At 40.3% G+C, this 14,824-nt stretch carries 13 protein-coding genes; 8 read left to right on the top strand and 5 right to left on the bottom strand.

Going from position 1 to position 14,824, the window contains the following annotated elements; all coding sequences use genetic code 11:
- Nucleotides 1-7: 7 nt before the first annotated feature.
- The 3 genes from yidD to rpmH all read right to left on the bottom strand — a co-directional run bounded on the left by yidD (nucleotide 8) and on the right by rpmH (nucleotide 973).
- The gene (gene yidD, locus PAARA_RS07635) at nucleotides 8-280 is read right to left on the bottom strand and encodes a membrane protein insertion efficiency factor YidD (protein WP_054554794.1); all 273 of its coding nucleotides are present in this window, start codon (nucleotides 278-280) and stop codon (nucleotides 8-10) included.
- A 128-nt stretch (nucleotides 281-408) separates the two neighbouring features.
- Nucleotides 409-831: a ribonuclease P protein component gene (gene rnpA, locus PAARA_RS07630; RefSeq protein ID WP_062568462.1), complete on the bottom strand. Its 423-nt coding sequence runs from the start codon at nucleotides 829-831 to the stop codon at nucleotides 409-411.
- 7 nt (nucleotides 832-838) lie between these two features.
- Complete coding sequence (rpmH, locus tag PAARA_RS07625; protein WP_045980711.1) at nucleotides 839-973, bottom strand: 50S ribosomal protein L34; 135 nt, start codon at nucleotides 971-973, stop codon at nucleotides 839-841.
- Between the two features lie 505 nt (nucleotides 974-1,478).
- Here rpmH and dnaA point away from each other — a divergent pair.
- The 7 genes from dnaA (at nucleotide 1,479) to PAARA_RS07590 (ending at nucleotide 11,167) form a co-directional block, all read left to right on the top strand.
- On the top strand, nucleotides 1,479-2,879 hold the full coding sequence (dnaA, locus tag PAARA_RS07620) for a chromosomal replication initiator protein DnaA (RefSeq protein WP_062568461.1): 1,401 nt from the start codon (nucleotides 1,479-1,481) through the stop codon (nucleotides 2,877-2,879).
- Between the two features lie 13 nt (nucleotides 2,880-2,892).
- A complete protein-coding gene (gene dnaN / locus PAARA_RS07615) occupies nucleotides 2,893-3,996 on the top strand; it encodes a DNA polymerase III subunit beta (protein ID WP_062568460.1) in 1,104 nt (367 codons plus the stop codon).
- A gap of 6 nt (nucleotides 3,997-4,002) precedes the next feature.
- On the top strand, nucleotides 4,003-5,097 hold the full coding sequence (gene recF / locus PAARA_RS07610; protein WP_062568459.1) for a DNA replication/repair protein RecF: 1,095 nt from the start codon (nucleotides 4,003-4,005) through the stop codon (nucleotides 5,095-5,097).
- A 12-nt stretch (nucleotides 5,098-5,109) separates the two neighbouring features.
- On the top strand, nucleotides 5,110-7,536 hold the full coding sequence (gene gyrB, locus PAARA_RS07605; protein ID WP_062568458.1) for a DNA topoisomerase (ATP-hydrolyzing) subunit B: 2,427 nt from the start codon (nucleotides 5,110-5,112) through the stop codon (nucleotides 7,534-7,536).
- Between the two features lie 142 nt (nucleotides 7,537-7,678).
- On the top strand, nucleotides 7,679-8,578 hold the full coding sequence (glyQ, locus tag PAARA_RS07600; protein ID WP_062568457.1) for a glycine--tRNA ligase subunit alpha: 900 nt from the start codon (nucleotides 7,679-7,681) through the stop codon (nucleotides 8,576-8,578).
- Nucleotides 8,579-8,586: 8 nt separating this feature from the next.
- On the top strand, nucleotides 8,587-10,656 hold the full coding sequence (gene glyS / locus PAARA_RS07595; protein WP_062568456.1) for a glycine--tRNA ligase subunit beta: 2,070 nt from the start codon (nucleotides 8,587-8,589) through the stop codon (nucleotides 10,654-10,656).
- Nucleotides 10,657-10,717: 61 nt separating this feature from the next.
- Nucleotides 10,718-11,167 carry an early set domain-containing protein gene (locus PAARA_RS07590; protein ID WP_062568455.1) on the top strand — a complete coding sequence of 150 codons (450 nt, stop codon included), beginning with the start codon at nucleotides 10,718-10,720 and terminating at the stop codon, nucleotides 11,165-11,167.
- Nucleotides 11,168-11,240: 73 nt separating this feature from the next.
- Here PAARA_RS07590 and tusA read toward each other — a convergent pair whose 3' ends face one another.
- Nucleotides 11,241-11,480 (bottom strand): sulfurtransferase TusA, encoded by a 240-nt coding sequence (gene tusA / locus PAARA_RS07585; protein ID WP_062568454.1) that lies wholly within the window; start codon nucleotides 11,478-11,480, stop codon nucleotides 11,241-11,243.
- 141 nt (nucleotides 11,481-11,621) lie between these two features.
- On the opposite strand from tusA, the gene PAARA_RS07580 reads away from it, so the two are divergent.
- Nucleotides 11,622-13,586, top strand: coding sequence for an RNA-binding domain-containing protein (locus PAARA_RS07580; RefSeq protein WP_062568453.1), 1,965 nt, complete (start codon nucleotides 11,622-11,624; stop codon nucleotides 13,584-13,586).
- 68 nt (nucleotides 13,587-13,654) lie between these two features.
- Here PAARA_RS07580 and fadA read toward each other — a convergent pair whose 3' ends face one another.
- A complete protein-coding gene (gene fadA / locus PAARA_RS07575; RefSeq protein WP_062568452.1) occupies nucleotides 13,655-14,821 on the bottom strand; it encodes an acetyl-CoA C-acyltransferase FadA in 1,167 nt (388 codons plus the stop codon).
- Nucleotides 14,822-14,824: the final 3 nt, after the last annotated feature.

The raw sequence follows: 14,824 nt of genomic DNA, 5'->3' as shown, positions 1-14,824 counted from the left end.
ACAGCTCTTATTTCTCGTGTTGGTGGTTAATATGATTTTTTGCCGGTACGGGATCATCCCCACCAGCATGTAAAGGGTGGCATTTTAATATGCGTTTAACAGCTAACCAACTGCCTTTTACACTTCCATGCAAATTAATTGCTTGAATAGCATAACTTGAGCAGGTTGGATTAAAACGACAATGCGGGCCTAATAACGGGCTTACCCATTTTTGATAGCCGCGTATAAGCATGACTAAACAGCGCTTTGGAATAGCAACAAGTGGCTTAAGTAACCTCATGATGTGTCTGCCCCTGCGTTAATTTAGTCAATGGATACCATGAATTTAAATTCCCAATATAGAATTTTAAATGCATGATTAAAAGGTGAGCTAAAGATACCCTAATTAAGACTGTAATTCTATTGCTATCAGGCTTGTTTATTAGATTTAGCCAATTTATTGGGGCGTTTTTTAAAAGGAGGTGGCTTTGGTGCACCTGGCTTGCAGCGTTCATTAATTTTTCGCCACAATTTATCCAATTGTTTGGTTAGCTCTGCGTTTGACTGCTCATCAATACCACTTTTAACCATAAGCACTATATCAATGTTATCGAGTTTATGTTGATTTAAACGGAAACTTTCGCGAGCAAGGCGTTTAATTCGATTTCGTTGACAGGCTTTTTTAACGCGTTTTTTTGCAACCGTAAGACCTAACCGAGGATTAGCTTGGTCATTGCGTTTGGCTAATAAAGTAAAGAAAGGAGTCGCAGCGCGTGCTGGTTCATTAAAAATGCGGGAGTAATGCGAGGGAGTTAACAAACGTAACTCCCTGCTGAAGCTAAAGTCTTCCACTTATATATTAAGCAGAAAGTACTTTACGGCCTTTAGCACGACGACGAGCTAATACTTTACGGCCATTTGCTGATGCCATACGAGCACGGAAACCGTGTGTACGTTTGCGTTTTAAAACGCTAGGTTGAAAAGTTCTTTTCATAACAATTCCATCCGATCGGTTAAGGTTAAAACATCCTATGCAGGTCGCGATCCTGGCACAGGTGCCATTGCGAGCGCGAGATATTATAGATGAAGACCACAAAAGTCAATCATTAAAACGCTGCAGAGGTAGTAATTATAAAGGATCCTTTATCCTGATCATATAGGATCATCATAAATAAGAAGTTTTCCACAGCCTCTGTATAAAAAGTGAATAAAAGCTTGGGAAAAGTAAATTAGATCGTAGATTTCGATCGCGATCCGCCTGCAAATTTGCTATGATCAGTGTTCAGGCTTAAAAAATAAATACTCTATAAATCATGGTGTTACTTGTTTTTTTGCGCGAGATCATATTTTTCAGAAAAATCAATCTTGTACTTGTGGATAAAGTGCCTTCATAATAGTCGGTCTGGGTCGATAAAATCGGTCAAAGATTAGCAATAAATGTTTGATTTTCCATCATTTAAGATGAACGGGAATAAAATTAAATCTCTAGGAGTTTAATAGTGTATCTGTCGGTTTGGCAAAGTTGTTTATATGTATTGCAAGATGAATTGCCGTCGCAGCAATTCAGTATGTGGGTAAGACCACTTCAAGCAGAAAGTACCGAAGATACGTTAACTATATATGCACCGAATCGTTTTGTATTAGATTGGGTGAGAGAAAAATATTTAAACCGTATTAATGAATTGCTTGTTGAAATTTGTGGTGATGAAGCACCTGAACTTCGTTTTGATGTTGGTAGTAAACCGATTTTAAATGCCCAAGCGGCAACGATGCCCGCTGCTGCTGAAGTAAGTGCGCCAGTGAATGCACAACACGCAACTGAAAAACAACAGCCTAAGGCTGAGAAAAAAGCAGTAGAGCCTGCTCCTAAATCAGGCTATAAATCAAACATTAAAGAAAATTACACCTTTGATAGCTTCGTTGAAGGTAAATCAAACCAATTAGCAAAAGCTGCAGCGACTCAAGTTGCAGATAACCCAGGCTCAGCATTTAACCCTGTATTTATTTACGGTGGAACGGGTCTAGGTAAAACGCATTTATTGCATGCTGTGGGTAACGGTATTATGGCTAATAAGCCAGATGCGAAAATTGTCTATATGCACTCCGAACGCTTTGTGCAAGACATGGTAAAAGCATTGCAAAATAATGCCATCGAAGAATTTAAACGTTATTACCGAAGTGTTGATGCATTGATGATCGATGATATTCAATTTTTCGCTAATAAAGAACGCTCACAAGAAGAGTTCTTTCATACCTTCAACGCTTTACTTGAAGGAAATCAACAGATTATATTAACTTCAGACCGCTATCCAAAAGAGATCGAAGGGGTTGAAGATCGCCTTAAATCACGTTTTGGTTGGGGCTTAACCATTGCTATTGAGCCGCCAGAACTTGAAACGCGCGTTGCTATTTTGATGAAAAAAGCCCAGCAAAGTAAAATAAATTTACCTCATGAAGTGGCTTTTTTTATCGCGAAAAAATTACGCTCAAATGTGCGTGAATTAGAAGGGGCGTTAAACCGCGTTATTGCTAATGCAAACTTTACTGGTCGTCCGATTTCGATCGATTTTGTAAAAGAAGCGCTACGTGACTTACTTGCGCTGCAAGATAAACTGGTAACGATAGATAATATTCAACGTACTGTTGCTGAGTATTACCGTATTCGTGTGTCAGATTTACTATCTAAACGTCGTAGCCGTTCAGTCGCAAGACCACGCCAAGTGGCGATGGCATTGTCAAAAGAGCTAACAAATCATAGTTTACCTGAAATAGGTGATGCATTTGGTGGTCGTGATCACACAACTGTATTACACGCTTGTCGTAAAGTTAAATCACTACGTGATGAAAGCCACGAAGTGAAAGAAGATTATCAAAACTTAATAAGAACCTTGTCATCTTAAGGCCGACTTTATTATGCAAATAACAATATCAAGAGAGCAATTTTTAAAACCTTTAGTTCAAGTGTCAGGTGCGATTGAGCGTAAGCACACCTTACCAATTTTATCGAACGTGTTACTAGTTGTTGAAAACGGACAGCTTTCGATGACAGGTACAGATCTTGAAATTGAGTTAGTAGCCAGTGTTTTTGTTGGTGAAGATACGCCAGATACACAGTTAACTTTACCAGCTAAAAAATTACTCGATATTTGTAAAAGTTTACCCGATGGCTCTGACCTTACACTGAGCAGTCAAGATCATCAGCTTCTACTAACAAGTGGTAAAAGCCGTTTCTCTTTAACAACCTTGGCTGCTGAAGACTTTCCTAACCTTGAACAGTGGGATGGTGAAGTAGAGTTTCAACTAACGCGTTTAGAGCTACGTAAGCTTTTAGAAAGCACGCATTTTTCTATGGCGAATCAAGACGTCCGTTATTATTTAAATGGTATGTCATTTGAAGTTGATAACGCAGATATTAAAACAGTGGCCACAGATGGTCACCGTTTGGCGATTGCGCAAAAACAATTACCACAATCTTTAAATACGCAGCGTCAGTTAATTATTCCACGTAAAGGTGTGCAAGAAATTATGCGCCTAATGGTGGCTGATGATGAGCTAGTTACCATTCAATTTGGTGCTAACCATATTCGTATTATTGATACTGAATTTACGTTTACCAGTAAACTGGTTGATGGTCGTTTCCCTGATTATCGTCGAGTATTGCCGCGTGGAGGAGACAAAGTAATTACTGCTAATCGAGAGTGGTTACGCAGTGCATTCCAACGTGTGTCTATTTTATCAAATGAAAAGTTCCGTGGCGTACGACTAAATCTGTCTGAAGGTTTATTGAAAATTACAGCAAATAACCCTGAGCAAGAACAAGCTGAAGAGGTGGTTGAAGTAATGTATCAAGGCGGCGAACTTGAAATTGGCTTTAACGTTTCTTATGTTCTTGATGTACTTAACACATTAAAAACAGAAGATGTTACGTTTACGCTTGCAGACTCAAATAGCAGTGCGCTGATTGAAGGTGCGGGCGACGAAGAAGCTATGTACGTTGTTATGCCGATGCGCCTATAAGCTTGTATGAGTTTAAGTCATTTAAGCCTCAATAATTTTCGTAATATTGAGGCGCTGACACTTGAGCCTGTAAATGGAATTAATATAATTTATGGCGAGAATGGCAGCGGAAAAACCAGCCTCCTTGAGGCGATATATTTCCTTTCTCACGGTAAATCATTTCGTACCGCCAAACATAAAAATATTATTCAGCATCAACAAAACAAGTTTGTTATCCATGGACGCAAAACGCTACATGATTTGTCTATTCCAATTGGTATAAGTAAAAACCAAGCGGGTGAAACATCTTTAAAGATTCAGGGTAAAACGAGCCGTAAAATTTCTGAATTAGCTCAGCTAATACCTGTACAAGTTATTACTCCTGAAAGCTATTCATTATTTTTTGGTGGACCAAAAGAGCGCAGAAAATTTCTCGATTTAGGATTGTTCCACGTGGAACATGACTTTTTTTATTTGTGGCAGTCCTTTAATAAAGTACTGAAACAACGTAATGCTTTACTGAAAAGTAAACCTCGAGATTATTTCGAACAGATCAAGTTTTGGGACAAAGAATTTGTTAGACTAGCTGAACAAATAAATAATTTAAGAATCGCGTATATAAGTAGGTTTAAGCAGCAGTTTTTTGATAAAATGTGTGCAGAATTAACGCTTGTTAGCGATTTAGAAATTAACTTTCATGCGGGTTGGAAAGAGAGTGAAACGCTCTCAGAGGCGCTTGAGCAAAGCTTTGAACGTGATGCCAAACAAGGTTTCACAAGTAAAGGTCCGCATAAAGCTGATTTTAGTTTTAGTGTTTCTGGTAACAGTGTAGAAAATACATTTTCTCGCGGTCAATTGAAGCTCTTGCTTTATGCGTTAAAAGTAACGCAAAATAGCTTAATTGAGTCAGAAACAGATAAGCAATCTATATTGCTAATAGATGACTTACCTTCAGAACTAGGTGAAGATACAAAAGAAAAAGTGGGTCAGCTTTTGACTCATTGCGATTCGCAACTTTTTATCTCATCAATTTTATCTGAAAGTATTTCTGCTGTGGTGGAACCCATGCAACGAGAACTAAAAATGTTCCACGTGAAACATGGCAACCTAATAACAAGATAAGTGGGATTAACCATGTCTGAGAATTACGATTCGTCGAGTATTAAAGTACTTAAAGGATTAGACGCAGTAAGAAAGCGTCCAGGAATGTATATAGGGGATACCGATGACGGTACAGGCCTACACCACATGGTGTTTGAGGTTGTTGATAACTCTATCGATGAAGCCTTAGCTGGTCATTGTGATGATATTTTTGTAACGATTCACTTAGACGGTTCAGTCTCTGTAAGAGATAACGGTCGTGGTATTCCTACATCTATTCACGAAGAAGAAGGTGTGTCAGCGGCTGAAGTTATCATGACGGTACTTCATGCTGGTGGTAAGTTCGATGATAACTCATATAAAGTATCGGGCGGCTTACACGGCGTAGGTGTTTCGGTAGTAAATGCACTATCTGAAAAACTACAACTAACAATTCGCCGTGAAGGTAAAGTACATCAACAAACTTATACAATGGGTGTACCAGATGCGCCATTAGCAGTAATTGGTGATGCAACTGACACAGGTACTGAACTACGTTTCTGGCCAAGTGGTGAAACATTCACTGATCTAAACTTTCACTATGATATTTTAGCAAAGCGCTTACGTGAGCTTTCGTTCTTGAACTCTGGTGTAAGTATCATTCTTACTGATGAGCGTGAAGAATCTAAAAATGACCACTTCAAATATGAAGGCGGTATTCAAGCATTCGTAGAATATCTAAACCGCAATAAAACACCTGTGCATAAAAGTGTTTTCCACTTTACCCATGAGCGTGAAGAAGACGGTATTAGTGTAGAAGTTTCAATGCAGTGGAACGATGGTTTCCAAGAGAGCATTTACTGTTTTACAAATAATATTCCCCAACGTGATGGTGGTACGCACTTAGCTGGCTTTAGAGCAGCATTAACGCGTACGCTAAATAACTACATGGAAAAAGAAGGCTTTAACAAAAAAGCGAAAACAACAAGCAATGCGACGGGTGATGATGCTCGTGAAGGCTTAACTGCGGTTGTAAGCGTTAAAGTTCCCGATCCAAAATTCTCATCACAAACTAAAGACAAACTAGTATCAAGTGAAGTGAAATCTGCTGTAGAACAAGCTATGGCAGAAAAACTAACCGAGTTCTTATTAGAAAACCCTGTTGATGCTAAAACAGTTGTTGGCAAAATTATTGATGCGGCACGCGCTCGTGAAGCAGCGCGTAAAGCACGTGAAATGACACGTCGTAAAGGCGCAATGGATTTAGCTGGTTTACCTGGTAAATTGGCAGATTGCCAAGAAAAAGATCCAGCACTTTCTGAACTATACATAGTGGAGGGTGACTCTGCAGGTGGTTCAGCTAAGCAGGGTCGTAACCGTAAAAACCAAGCTATCTTGCCACTAAAAGGTAAGATTCTTAACGTTGAAAAAGCACGCTTTGATAAGATGCTTTCTTCTCAAGAAGTAGCAACTCTAATCACTGCATTAGGTTGTGGTATTGGTCGTGATGAATATGACCCAGAAAAACTACGTTATCATCGTATCATTATCATGACTGATGCGGACGTGGATGGTTCACACATTCGTACCTTACTACTGACTTTCTTCTATCGTCAAATGCCAGAGATTGTAGAAAAAGGCTTTATCTATATTGCACAACCGCCACTTTATAAAGTGAAAAAAGGTAAGCAAGAACGCTACATTAAAGATGACCCAGCGTTAGTTGATTACTTAACATCATTAGCATTAAACAATGCTGCACTTTATACAAGTGAAGGGGCATCTGCACTTGAAGGTGAAGAATTAGAAAGAATTGTTCACGACTATCAAAATACAGTTAAAGTAATTGAGCGCTTAAAACGTAAATATCCAAACTCGGTTATGGAACGTTTAATTTATCAAAGCGAAATTACAGAAGCAGATTTAGCAGATGAAGCAAAAGTTAAAGAGTGGACTAACACGCTAGTTGACGACTTAATTGCACGTGATGAAGATGCAACTATTTTCCACGCGGGCACTGAGTACGATACTGAGCGCAATATGTATTATCCTGTTGTGAATATTCGCCAGCATGGTGTGGATAAAGCACATGTATTGAACTTCGACTTCATTACATCGCGTGATTATAAGCGTATTGCTGCGACAGGTGTAAACATTGCAAACTTGCTTGAAGAAGGCGCTTATGTTCAACGTGGTGAGAAAACATTAGCTGTTGATAACTTTGTGGATGCATTAGAGTGGTTAATCTCTGAATCGAAGCGTGGACTATACATCCAACGCTATAAAGGACTCGGTGAGATGAACCCAGATCAGCTTTGGGAGACCACCATGGACCCAGGTGCACGTCGGATGTTGAAAGTAACAATTGAAGATGCTGTTGCAGCTGACCAATTGTTCGCGACATTAATGGGTGACCAAGTTGAACCTCGTCGTGACTTTATCGAAACGAATGCGCTACGCGTAGTTAACTTAGACGTATAAAGTTAAAATTGATATTTAAAAAGGAGCCAACTGGCTCCTTTTTTTATTACTGAAAAAGCACAAACTGCTTAAAACCTTACTGCACACAAGGTATACTGAGAGCAATTTTCAGACTAAACGCACCAGATACTATAAGCCAAATATGCAAAAATATGACGTTAAAACCTTTCAAGGTTTGATCCTGGCTTTACAGGACTATTGGGCACAGCAAGGCTGTGTGATTGCTCAACCATTCGATATGGAAGTGGGAGCAGGGACATTTCATCCGTTAACTTTCTTAAAGTCGATTGGCCCAGAGCCAATGTCGAGCGCGTATGTTCAACCATGCCGCCGTCCAACTGATGGTCGTTATGGTGAAAACCCGAACCGTTTACAGCACTACTACCAATTCCAAGTAGTATTAAAGCCATCGCCAGAAAACATCCAGGAGCTGTATTTAGGCTCATTAGCTGCTGTTGGTATCGATACACTAACTGATGAAGTTCGCTTTGTAGAAGACAACTGGGAGTCACCTACATTAGGTGCTTGGGGGCTAGGTTGGGAGATCTGGTTAAACGGCATGGAAGTAACTCAGTTTACTTACTTCCAACAAGTTGGTGGATTAGAGTGCTCACCAGTAACCGGTGAAATCACTTATGGTCTTGAGCGTTTAGCAATGTATATTCAGGGCGTAGATAGTATCTATGACCTAGTATGGGCAGACGGTCCTATGGGTCGTGTGACATACGGTGATGTATTCCATCAAAATGAAGTAGAGCAGTCAGCTTATAACTTCGAACAAGCGGATGTTGAGTTCTTATTTGCACAGTTTGATCATTGTGAAAAAGAAAGCGAAAAGCTAATTGAAGCAGGCTTACCATTACCAGCTTATGAGCAAGTAATGAAAGCATCACATGCGTTTAATTTATTAGACGCTCGTCACGCTATCTCAGTAACAGAACGTCAACGTTATATCTTACGTGTTCGTGCTTTATCAAAAGCATGTGCGCAAAGTTACTATGATGCCCGTGAAGCTCTTGGTTTCCCGCTTTGTAAGGATTAAGAATTAGCATGTCAGCAGAAAATTTATTAGTAGAAATTGGCACTGAAGAGTTGCCACCGAAAGCACTTCGTAAACTTGCTGAGTCGTTTGCTGAGAACTTAGCAGCTGAGCTTGCAAGCTTAGAGTTAAATCATCAAGGCGTTAGCTGGTACGCATCACCACGTCGCTTAGGTTTACGTGTGACTGCACTTGAAGCTAAACAAAGTGATAAGGTGGTAGAAAAGCGCGGCCCTGCAGTTACAGCAGCGTTTGATGCCGATGGTAATCCAACTAAAGCAGCAATGGGTTGGGCTCGTGGTTGTGGTATCGATGTAAGCGATGCGCAAACACTAGAAACAGATAAAGGCGCTTGGTTATTACATAAAGCACAGGTTGAAGGTCAAGCAACGACATCGCTTATGAGTGATGCTGTAAACAAAGCACTTGCTAAATTACCTATCCCTAAACCAATGCGTTGGGGTGCAAATAAAACACAATTTATTCGCCCAGTACACACTGCAACTATTTTGTTTGGTAGCACGCTAATTGAAGGCGAAATCCTTGGTAAGCAAGTTGGCAACCAATTACAAGGTCACCGTTTCCATCACCCAGAAAAAGTAACAATCAACCACGCTGATGATGTGTTTGATGTGCTGAAATCTGCTTACGTTGTCGCTGACTTCGAAGCGCGTAAAGCACAAATTCGCGAACAGATTGAAGCAGCAGCTAGCGCTGTAAATGCAAAAGTAGCGATGGATGAAGACTTACTTGAAGAAGTAACATCGTTGGTTGAATGGCCAGTAACGCTGACAGCAACATTCGAAGAAGCATTCTTAGATGTTCCTTCAGAAGCGCTTATCTATACCATGAAGGACGACCAAAAGTACTTCCCGTTATTAGACCAAGATGGCAACTTACTTAACAAGTTCCTATTTGTTTCTAATATCGAAAGTAAAGATCCGAGCGTGGTAATTGCTGGTAACGAAAAAGTTGTACGCCCTCGTTTAGCTGATGCGCAGTTCTTCTACGAAACTGATAAGAAGAAAACGTTAGAGAGTCGTTTAGAGTCGTTAGATACTGTTTTATTCCAAAAGCAACTTGGTACGCTGAAAGATAAATCTGAGCGTATTAGTGAACTTGCAGGTTACATTGCAGAGCAATTAGGTGCCGACGCAGAGCTTGCTAAGCGTGCAGGTCTTCTAAGTAAAACAGACTTAATGACCGAAATGGTCATGGAGTTTACCGACGTACAAGGTGTAATGGGTATGCATTACGCTCGTCACGACGGTGAAGCCGAAGAAGTTGCACTGGCGCAAAACGAACAATATATGCCTCGCTTTGCGGGCGATAACTTACCAACAAATGTGATCAGCTGTGCGGTCGCTATTGCGGATAAGTTTGATACGCTGGTAGGTATTTTTGGTATTGGCCAAGCGCCAAAAGGTGACAAAGATCCATTTGCACTTCGTCGTGCTGCCATTGGTGCTTTACGCATCATGGTAGAAAAATCATTACCGCTAGATATTTTAGATCTTGTTGCTAAGTCACAAACGCTATTCGGTGAAAAGCTAACTAACCTGAATGTATCAACGGATGTGTTTGAGTTCATGCTAGGGCGTTTCCGCGCATGGTATCAAGACGAAGGTATCGAAGTTGATGTCATTCAAGCGGTACTAGCACGTCGTCCAACTAAACCAGTTGATTTCGATCGTCGTGTTAAAGCGGTAAGTCACTTCCGTACATTAGACGCAGCAGAAGCACTTGCAGCGGCAAATAAACGTGTAAGCAACATTTTGGCTAAGAATGACATCACAACACAAGGTGATGTGAAAGAGAGCCTATTAAGCGATGACGCAGAGAAAGTATTAGCGTCACACGTTGCTAAGTTTGCAACCGAGCTTGCACCTTTGTATGCAAATGGCGATTACCAAGAAGCATTATCACAACTTGCAGGTATCCGTGAGAGTGTTGATAACTTCTTCGATAATGTCATGGTAATGGCAGATGACGAAGCGGTTAAACAAAACCGTTTAGCATTATTAAGTCAGTTAAGCCGTCTGTTTTTAGATATTGCTGATATTTCTGTACTTCAGAAGTAAGTAGTAGTCAATTAAAAAAAGCCAGCTTTGTGCTGGCTTTTTAGTAGCATAAGGAACAGTAATGAAACGTGTAATTACTTTAGCATTAGCAGGTTTATTAACAGCCTGTACGAGCCAAATACAAATGCCAAGCATTGACGACATGCTGCCAAGCAAAGACTTAGACCGTACCATGTACCTGCGTGGCGACTTTACGTTATGGGATGCTGAACCACAATATATACTTGAGCAAGTTGCATCAGGTATCTTCCAAGCAGAAGTAACGTTCTCAACACCAGGAAAAATCTATGAATTTAAAGTGGCTGATGCTAACTTTAGTCAAGGCTATAACTGTGGTTATAGTGACATGGACCCCGCAGGACAAGTACTATTATTAGGTCAGGCTGCCATTGCCGATTGTAATACTATTTACAACTACTTTAGTTTTAAACCAGCGACAAAAGGCGTGTATGTAGTGAGCTTTGATTACCGCAATAGTAATAAGCCAAAAGTGACAGTTACTAAAAAGTAACTGGAGTTTTTGAGTGGGTTTTTAATTGATAAAGGTAACAATTAAATGCTCACTCTCATCTTATTTATCTAGCCTATAGTCCTTTCTTCAGCAAATATTTAAATGGCGCTTGCTCAACATCTTTAGCCACTAGCGTGTGATCCATAAAAGTACAAAAGCTTGGAATGTCGCGGGTGGTTGATGGGTCATCGGCGATGATAAGTAATGTTTCGCCATCTTTCATTTTACGTACTGCGCCACGCACCATCATGACAGGTTCTGGACAACGAAGGCCAAGTGCATCTAATTGGTGATCGGGATTATCAAAACTCATGGCTGACCTTTTGGATGAAAGAGACGATTAATAAGCGGCTATTTTAACTTTCAAAAAATAATAAATAAAGTTGTACAACAATTGTCGTGTATGTAATTTTAAGTATGTATTTACAGTATTGATTTACTAGGGGTTTACAGAATGTTTCAGATTACAGATGAAAAGGACTTGCAAGCACTCTCTGAGTCTGAGGAGCTGGAGTTTAAATTAGCTCAAGGTAAGGACGGTCGTGGGAAATTACCGGATGATTTTTGGCCTACCTATAGTGCAATGGCAAATACTCGTGGTGGGTATGTTGTATTAGGCGTAAAAGAAAAGAGAGGCTCTTTAACTGTTGTTGGAATTCAAGATATAAATACAGTACAGAAACAATTGTTTGATATAGCAAATAATAAGGCGAAGGTTAACATCAACTTATTAACTAACGAAGATGTTAAGCAAATAAATATTGATAATAAGCTGTTGCTAGTGATTAGAATCCCATCAGCTAAACGTGAAAATAAACCCGTTTATCTTAATAATCAACCAATGAAAGAGACATACATTCGGCTTCATGAAGGTGATCAACACTGTGATGAAGAGCAAGTGAAAAGAATGATGGCTGAGCAAATTGAAAGTTGTAGGGATGACAAAATATTAATTGGATATAATTTTGATGATATAGAGCTTGAAAGTTTAAGAGCATATAAGAATCTATTAGCAGTTGCAAAACCTCAGCACCCTTGGTTAGAGTTAGATCTTTTTGATATGTTTAAGAAGCTTGGTGGTTGGAGAAAAGATAGGGCTTCAGGAGAGGAAGGATTAACTTTAGCAGGGATTTTGATGTTCGGTAATTGGGATGCAATTCAAGAGGCCCTCCCCAATTATTTTGTTGATTATCGAGAACGTGATGAAGCGAATACAGAGAGATGGGTCGATAGGCTTTACCCTGATGGTTCATGGTCCGGGAATATTTTTGACTTCTATCGCCGTACTTATAGAAAATTAACTAATGATCTAAAAGTGCCATTTGAGCTTCAAGATGGTGTACGCCTTGATGAATCAAAGGCGCATGAAGCTATAAGAGAGGCTTTAGTTAATACACTTGTTCATGCCGATTATACCGGAAGAAGCTCTATTTTAATTGTAAAACGTCCTGATTTATATGGATTTCGTAATCCTGGATTAATGAGAGTCCCTCCCGAACTAGCAGTTAAGGGAGGTGAAAGTGATTGCCGGAATCGGAGAATGCACCAAATGTTTCTTATGATAGGGGCTGGTGAGAGGGCTGGTTCAGGTGTGCCGAAGATATATAGTGGTTGGAGATGGGCCAATTGGAGAACACCCAAATTATATGAAAAGCAAACTCCGTCTGAACAAACGTTATTAGAACTATCTACTGTAAGCTTAATACCTAAAGAAATTACAGAACTTTTAGGTTCTCTTTTTGGTGACTCTTTTTACTCATTAGGTGAGTTGGAGCAAATGATTGTAACCACTGCTGCTATTGAAGGGTGGGTAAATCATGAGCGCTCTTGCCAGCTTACAAGCAAACATTCCCGGGATGTTACACTAGCTTTACCAAGATTAGTTGATAAAGGCTTCTTAGTATCAAGTGGAGAGAAGAAAGATAAATCATATAGTTTACCAGGTATGGAGCCTCCATCTCCTGAGGATGTATTTACAAATGTGTTAACCTCTATTGATAGGTTAACGCATAACGTTAATAGCTTAACGTATAGTGAAGATGGCTTAACGCATAAAGAGCTGAATGCGGAAAAGAAATCTGATGACAGAGATGAAAAAGGTAGATTTATCAGTGATATGCTTGATAAGCCTTTTGTTGATGAACTAGATTCATTGACCGAGCATTATAGAACTGAGCTTAACGCATTAGGAGTAAGAGCTCGAGAACAGAGGCGCCTTGATATAGATACTATGAAAATGTTGATAAAAGATCTTTGTAGAGGGCATTATATATCGGTTGCTGTGCTTGAGGTTTTGCTTGATCGTAAACCACAAAGCCTAAGGCAAAACTACTTAAAGCCGATGGTGTCCGAAGGGGTTCTAAAAATGGCCTTTCCACATAAACCAAATTCGCCTATGCAAGGTTATACGGCTTTATAGCAAATAAAAAAGGCGCACTGAGTAAATCAATGCGCCTTTTTATCACCAAGATGTTTGGTGTGAGCTCGTTATTCTACGCGCTCAAATACAGTTGCAATACCTTGGCCTAAACCAATACACATTGTTGCTAGACCGTACTTAGCATTCTTATCTTCCATTAGGTGAACAAGCGTTGTGCTAATACGTGAACCAGAACAACCTAGTGGATGACCAAGTGCAATTGCACCACCATTTAGGTTAACTTTTTCATCTACCACATCCATCAGACCTAAGTCTTTTAATACTGGTAGAGATTGTGCTGCGAATGCCTCGTTAAGCTCTGCAACATCGATATCGTCAATAGTGATACCTGCTTGTTGAAGTGCTTTTTGCGATGCAGGAACAGGGCCGTAACCCATGATTGATGGATCGCAACCTGCTACAGCCATTGATTTAATACGCGCACGAATTGGTAAACCAAGTTCTTTAGCTTTCTCTTCGCTCATTACAAGCATTGCTGACGCGCCGTCAGAAAGTGCAGATGAAGTGCCTGCAGTTACGCTACCTGATGCTGGATTGAATACAGGGCGTAGTTGCGATAAGCCTTCAACAGTTGTTTCTGGGCGGATTACTTCATCGTCTTCAACTAAGATTAAAGAACCATCTGCATCGTGACCTTCCATTGCTAGGATTTCACGACGGAAGCGACCTTCAACTGTTGCAGCGTGTGCACGTTGGTGTGAGCGGTAAGCAAATTCGTCTTGTTGCTCGCGGCTAATGCCGTGCAGCGTTGCAAGGTACTCGGCTGTTAAACCCATTACGCCAGCAGCTTGTGCCACAGACGTTGATAAACCTGGGTGAAAATCATTACCGTGAGTCATAGGTACGTGACCCATGTGCTCAACACCACCAATGATATAGGTATCACCAGCGCCAGTCATAATAGCGCGTGCTGCATCGTGCAGAGCTTGCATTGATGAACCACATAGACGGTTAACTGTTACTGCTGGTACTGAGTGAGGGATACCGGCAAGGAGTGCTGCGTTACGAGCAATGTTAAAACCTTGCTCTAAAGTTTGTTGTACACAGCCCCAGTAAATATCATCAATTGATGCTGGATCAACGGCTGGGTTACGGTCTAACAAACCTTTCATTAAGTGAGCACTTAAATCTTCCGCACGCTTGTTTTTGAATACGCCGTTCTTTGAACGACCCATTGGTGTGCGGATACAATCTACGATTACTGGATTATTCATGTT

The sequence above is a fragment of the Pseudoalteromonas arabiensis genome (assembly GCF_001550155.1).
Classification (GTDB): Bacteria; Pseudomonadota; Gammaproteobacteria; order Enterobacterales; family Alteromonadaceae; genus Pseudoalteromonas; species Pseudoalteromonas arabiensis.
The sequence above is the reverse complement of the archived record's forward strand: the minus strand, read 5'-3'. Positions and strand labels throughout refer to the sequence as shown.

What these genes read in the sequence shown, in the direction of transcription:
- rpmH (WP_045980711.1), bottom strand. Translation starts at nt 973, where the DNA reads ATGAAAAGAACTTTTCAACCTAGCGTTTTAAAACGCAAACGTACACAC.
- dnaN (WP_062568460.1), top strand. Translation starts at nt 2,893, where the DNA reads ATGCAAATAACAATATCAAGAGAGCAATTTTTAAAACCTTTAGTTCAA.
- tusA (WP_062568454.1), bottom strand. Translation starts at nt 11,480, where the DNA reads ATGAGTTTTGATAATCCCGATCACCAATTAGATGCACTTGGCCTTCGT.
- glyS (WP_062568456.1), top strand. Translation starts at nt 8,587, where the DNA reads ATGTCAGCAGAAAATTTATTAGTAGAAATTGGCACTGAAGAGTTGCCA.
- gyrB (WP_062568458.1), top strand. Translation starts at nt 5,110, where the DNA reads ATGTCTGAGAATTACGATTCGTCGAGTATTAAAGTACTTAAAGGATTA.
- glyQ (WP_062568457.1), top strand. Translation starts at nt 7,679, where the DNA reads ATGCAAAAATATGACGTTAAAACCTTTCAAGGTTTGATCCTGGCTTTA.
- recF (WP_062568459.1), top strand. Translation starts at nt 4,003, where the DNA reads ATGAGTTTAAGTCATTTAAGCCTCAATAATTTTCGTAATATTGAGGCG.
- PAARA_RS07580 (WP_062568453.1), top strand. Translation starts at nt 11,622, where the DNA reads ATGTTTCAGATTACAGATGAAAAGGACTTGCAAGCACTCTCTGAGTCT.
- fadA (WP_062568452.1), bottom strand. Translation starts at nt 14,821, where the DNA reads ATGAATAATCCAGTAATCGTAGATTGTATCCGCACACCAATGGGTCGT.
- PAARA_RS07590 (WP_062568455.1), top strand. Translation starts at nt 10,718, where the DNA reads ATGAAACGTGTAATTACTTTAGCATTAGCAGGTTTATTAACAGCCTGT.
- yidD (WP_054554794.1), bottom strand. Translation starts at nt 280, where the DNA reads ATGAGGTTACTTAAGCCACTTGTTGCTATTCCAAAGCGCTGTTTAGTC.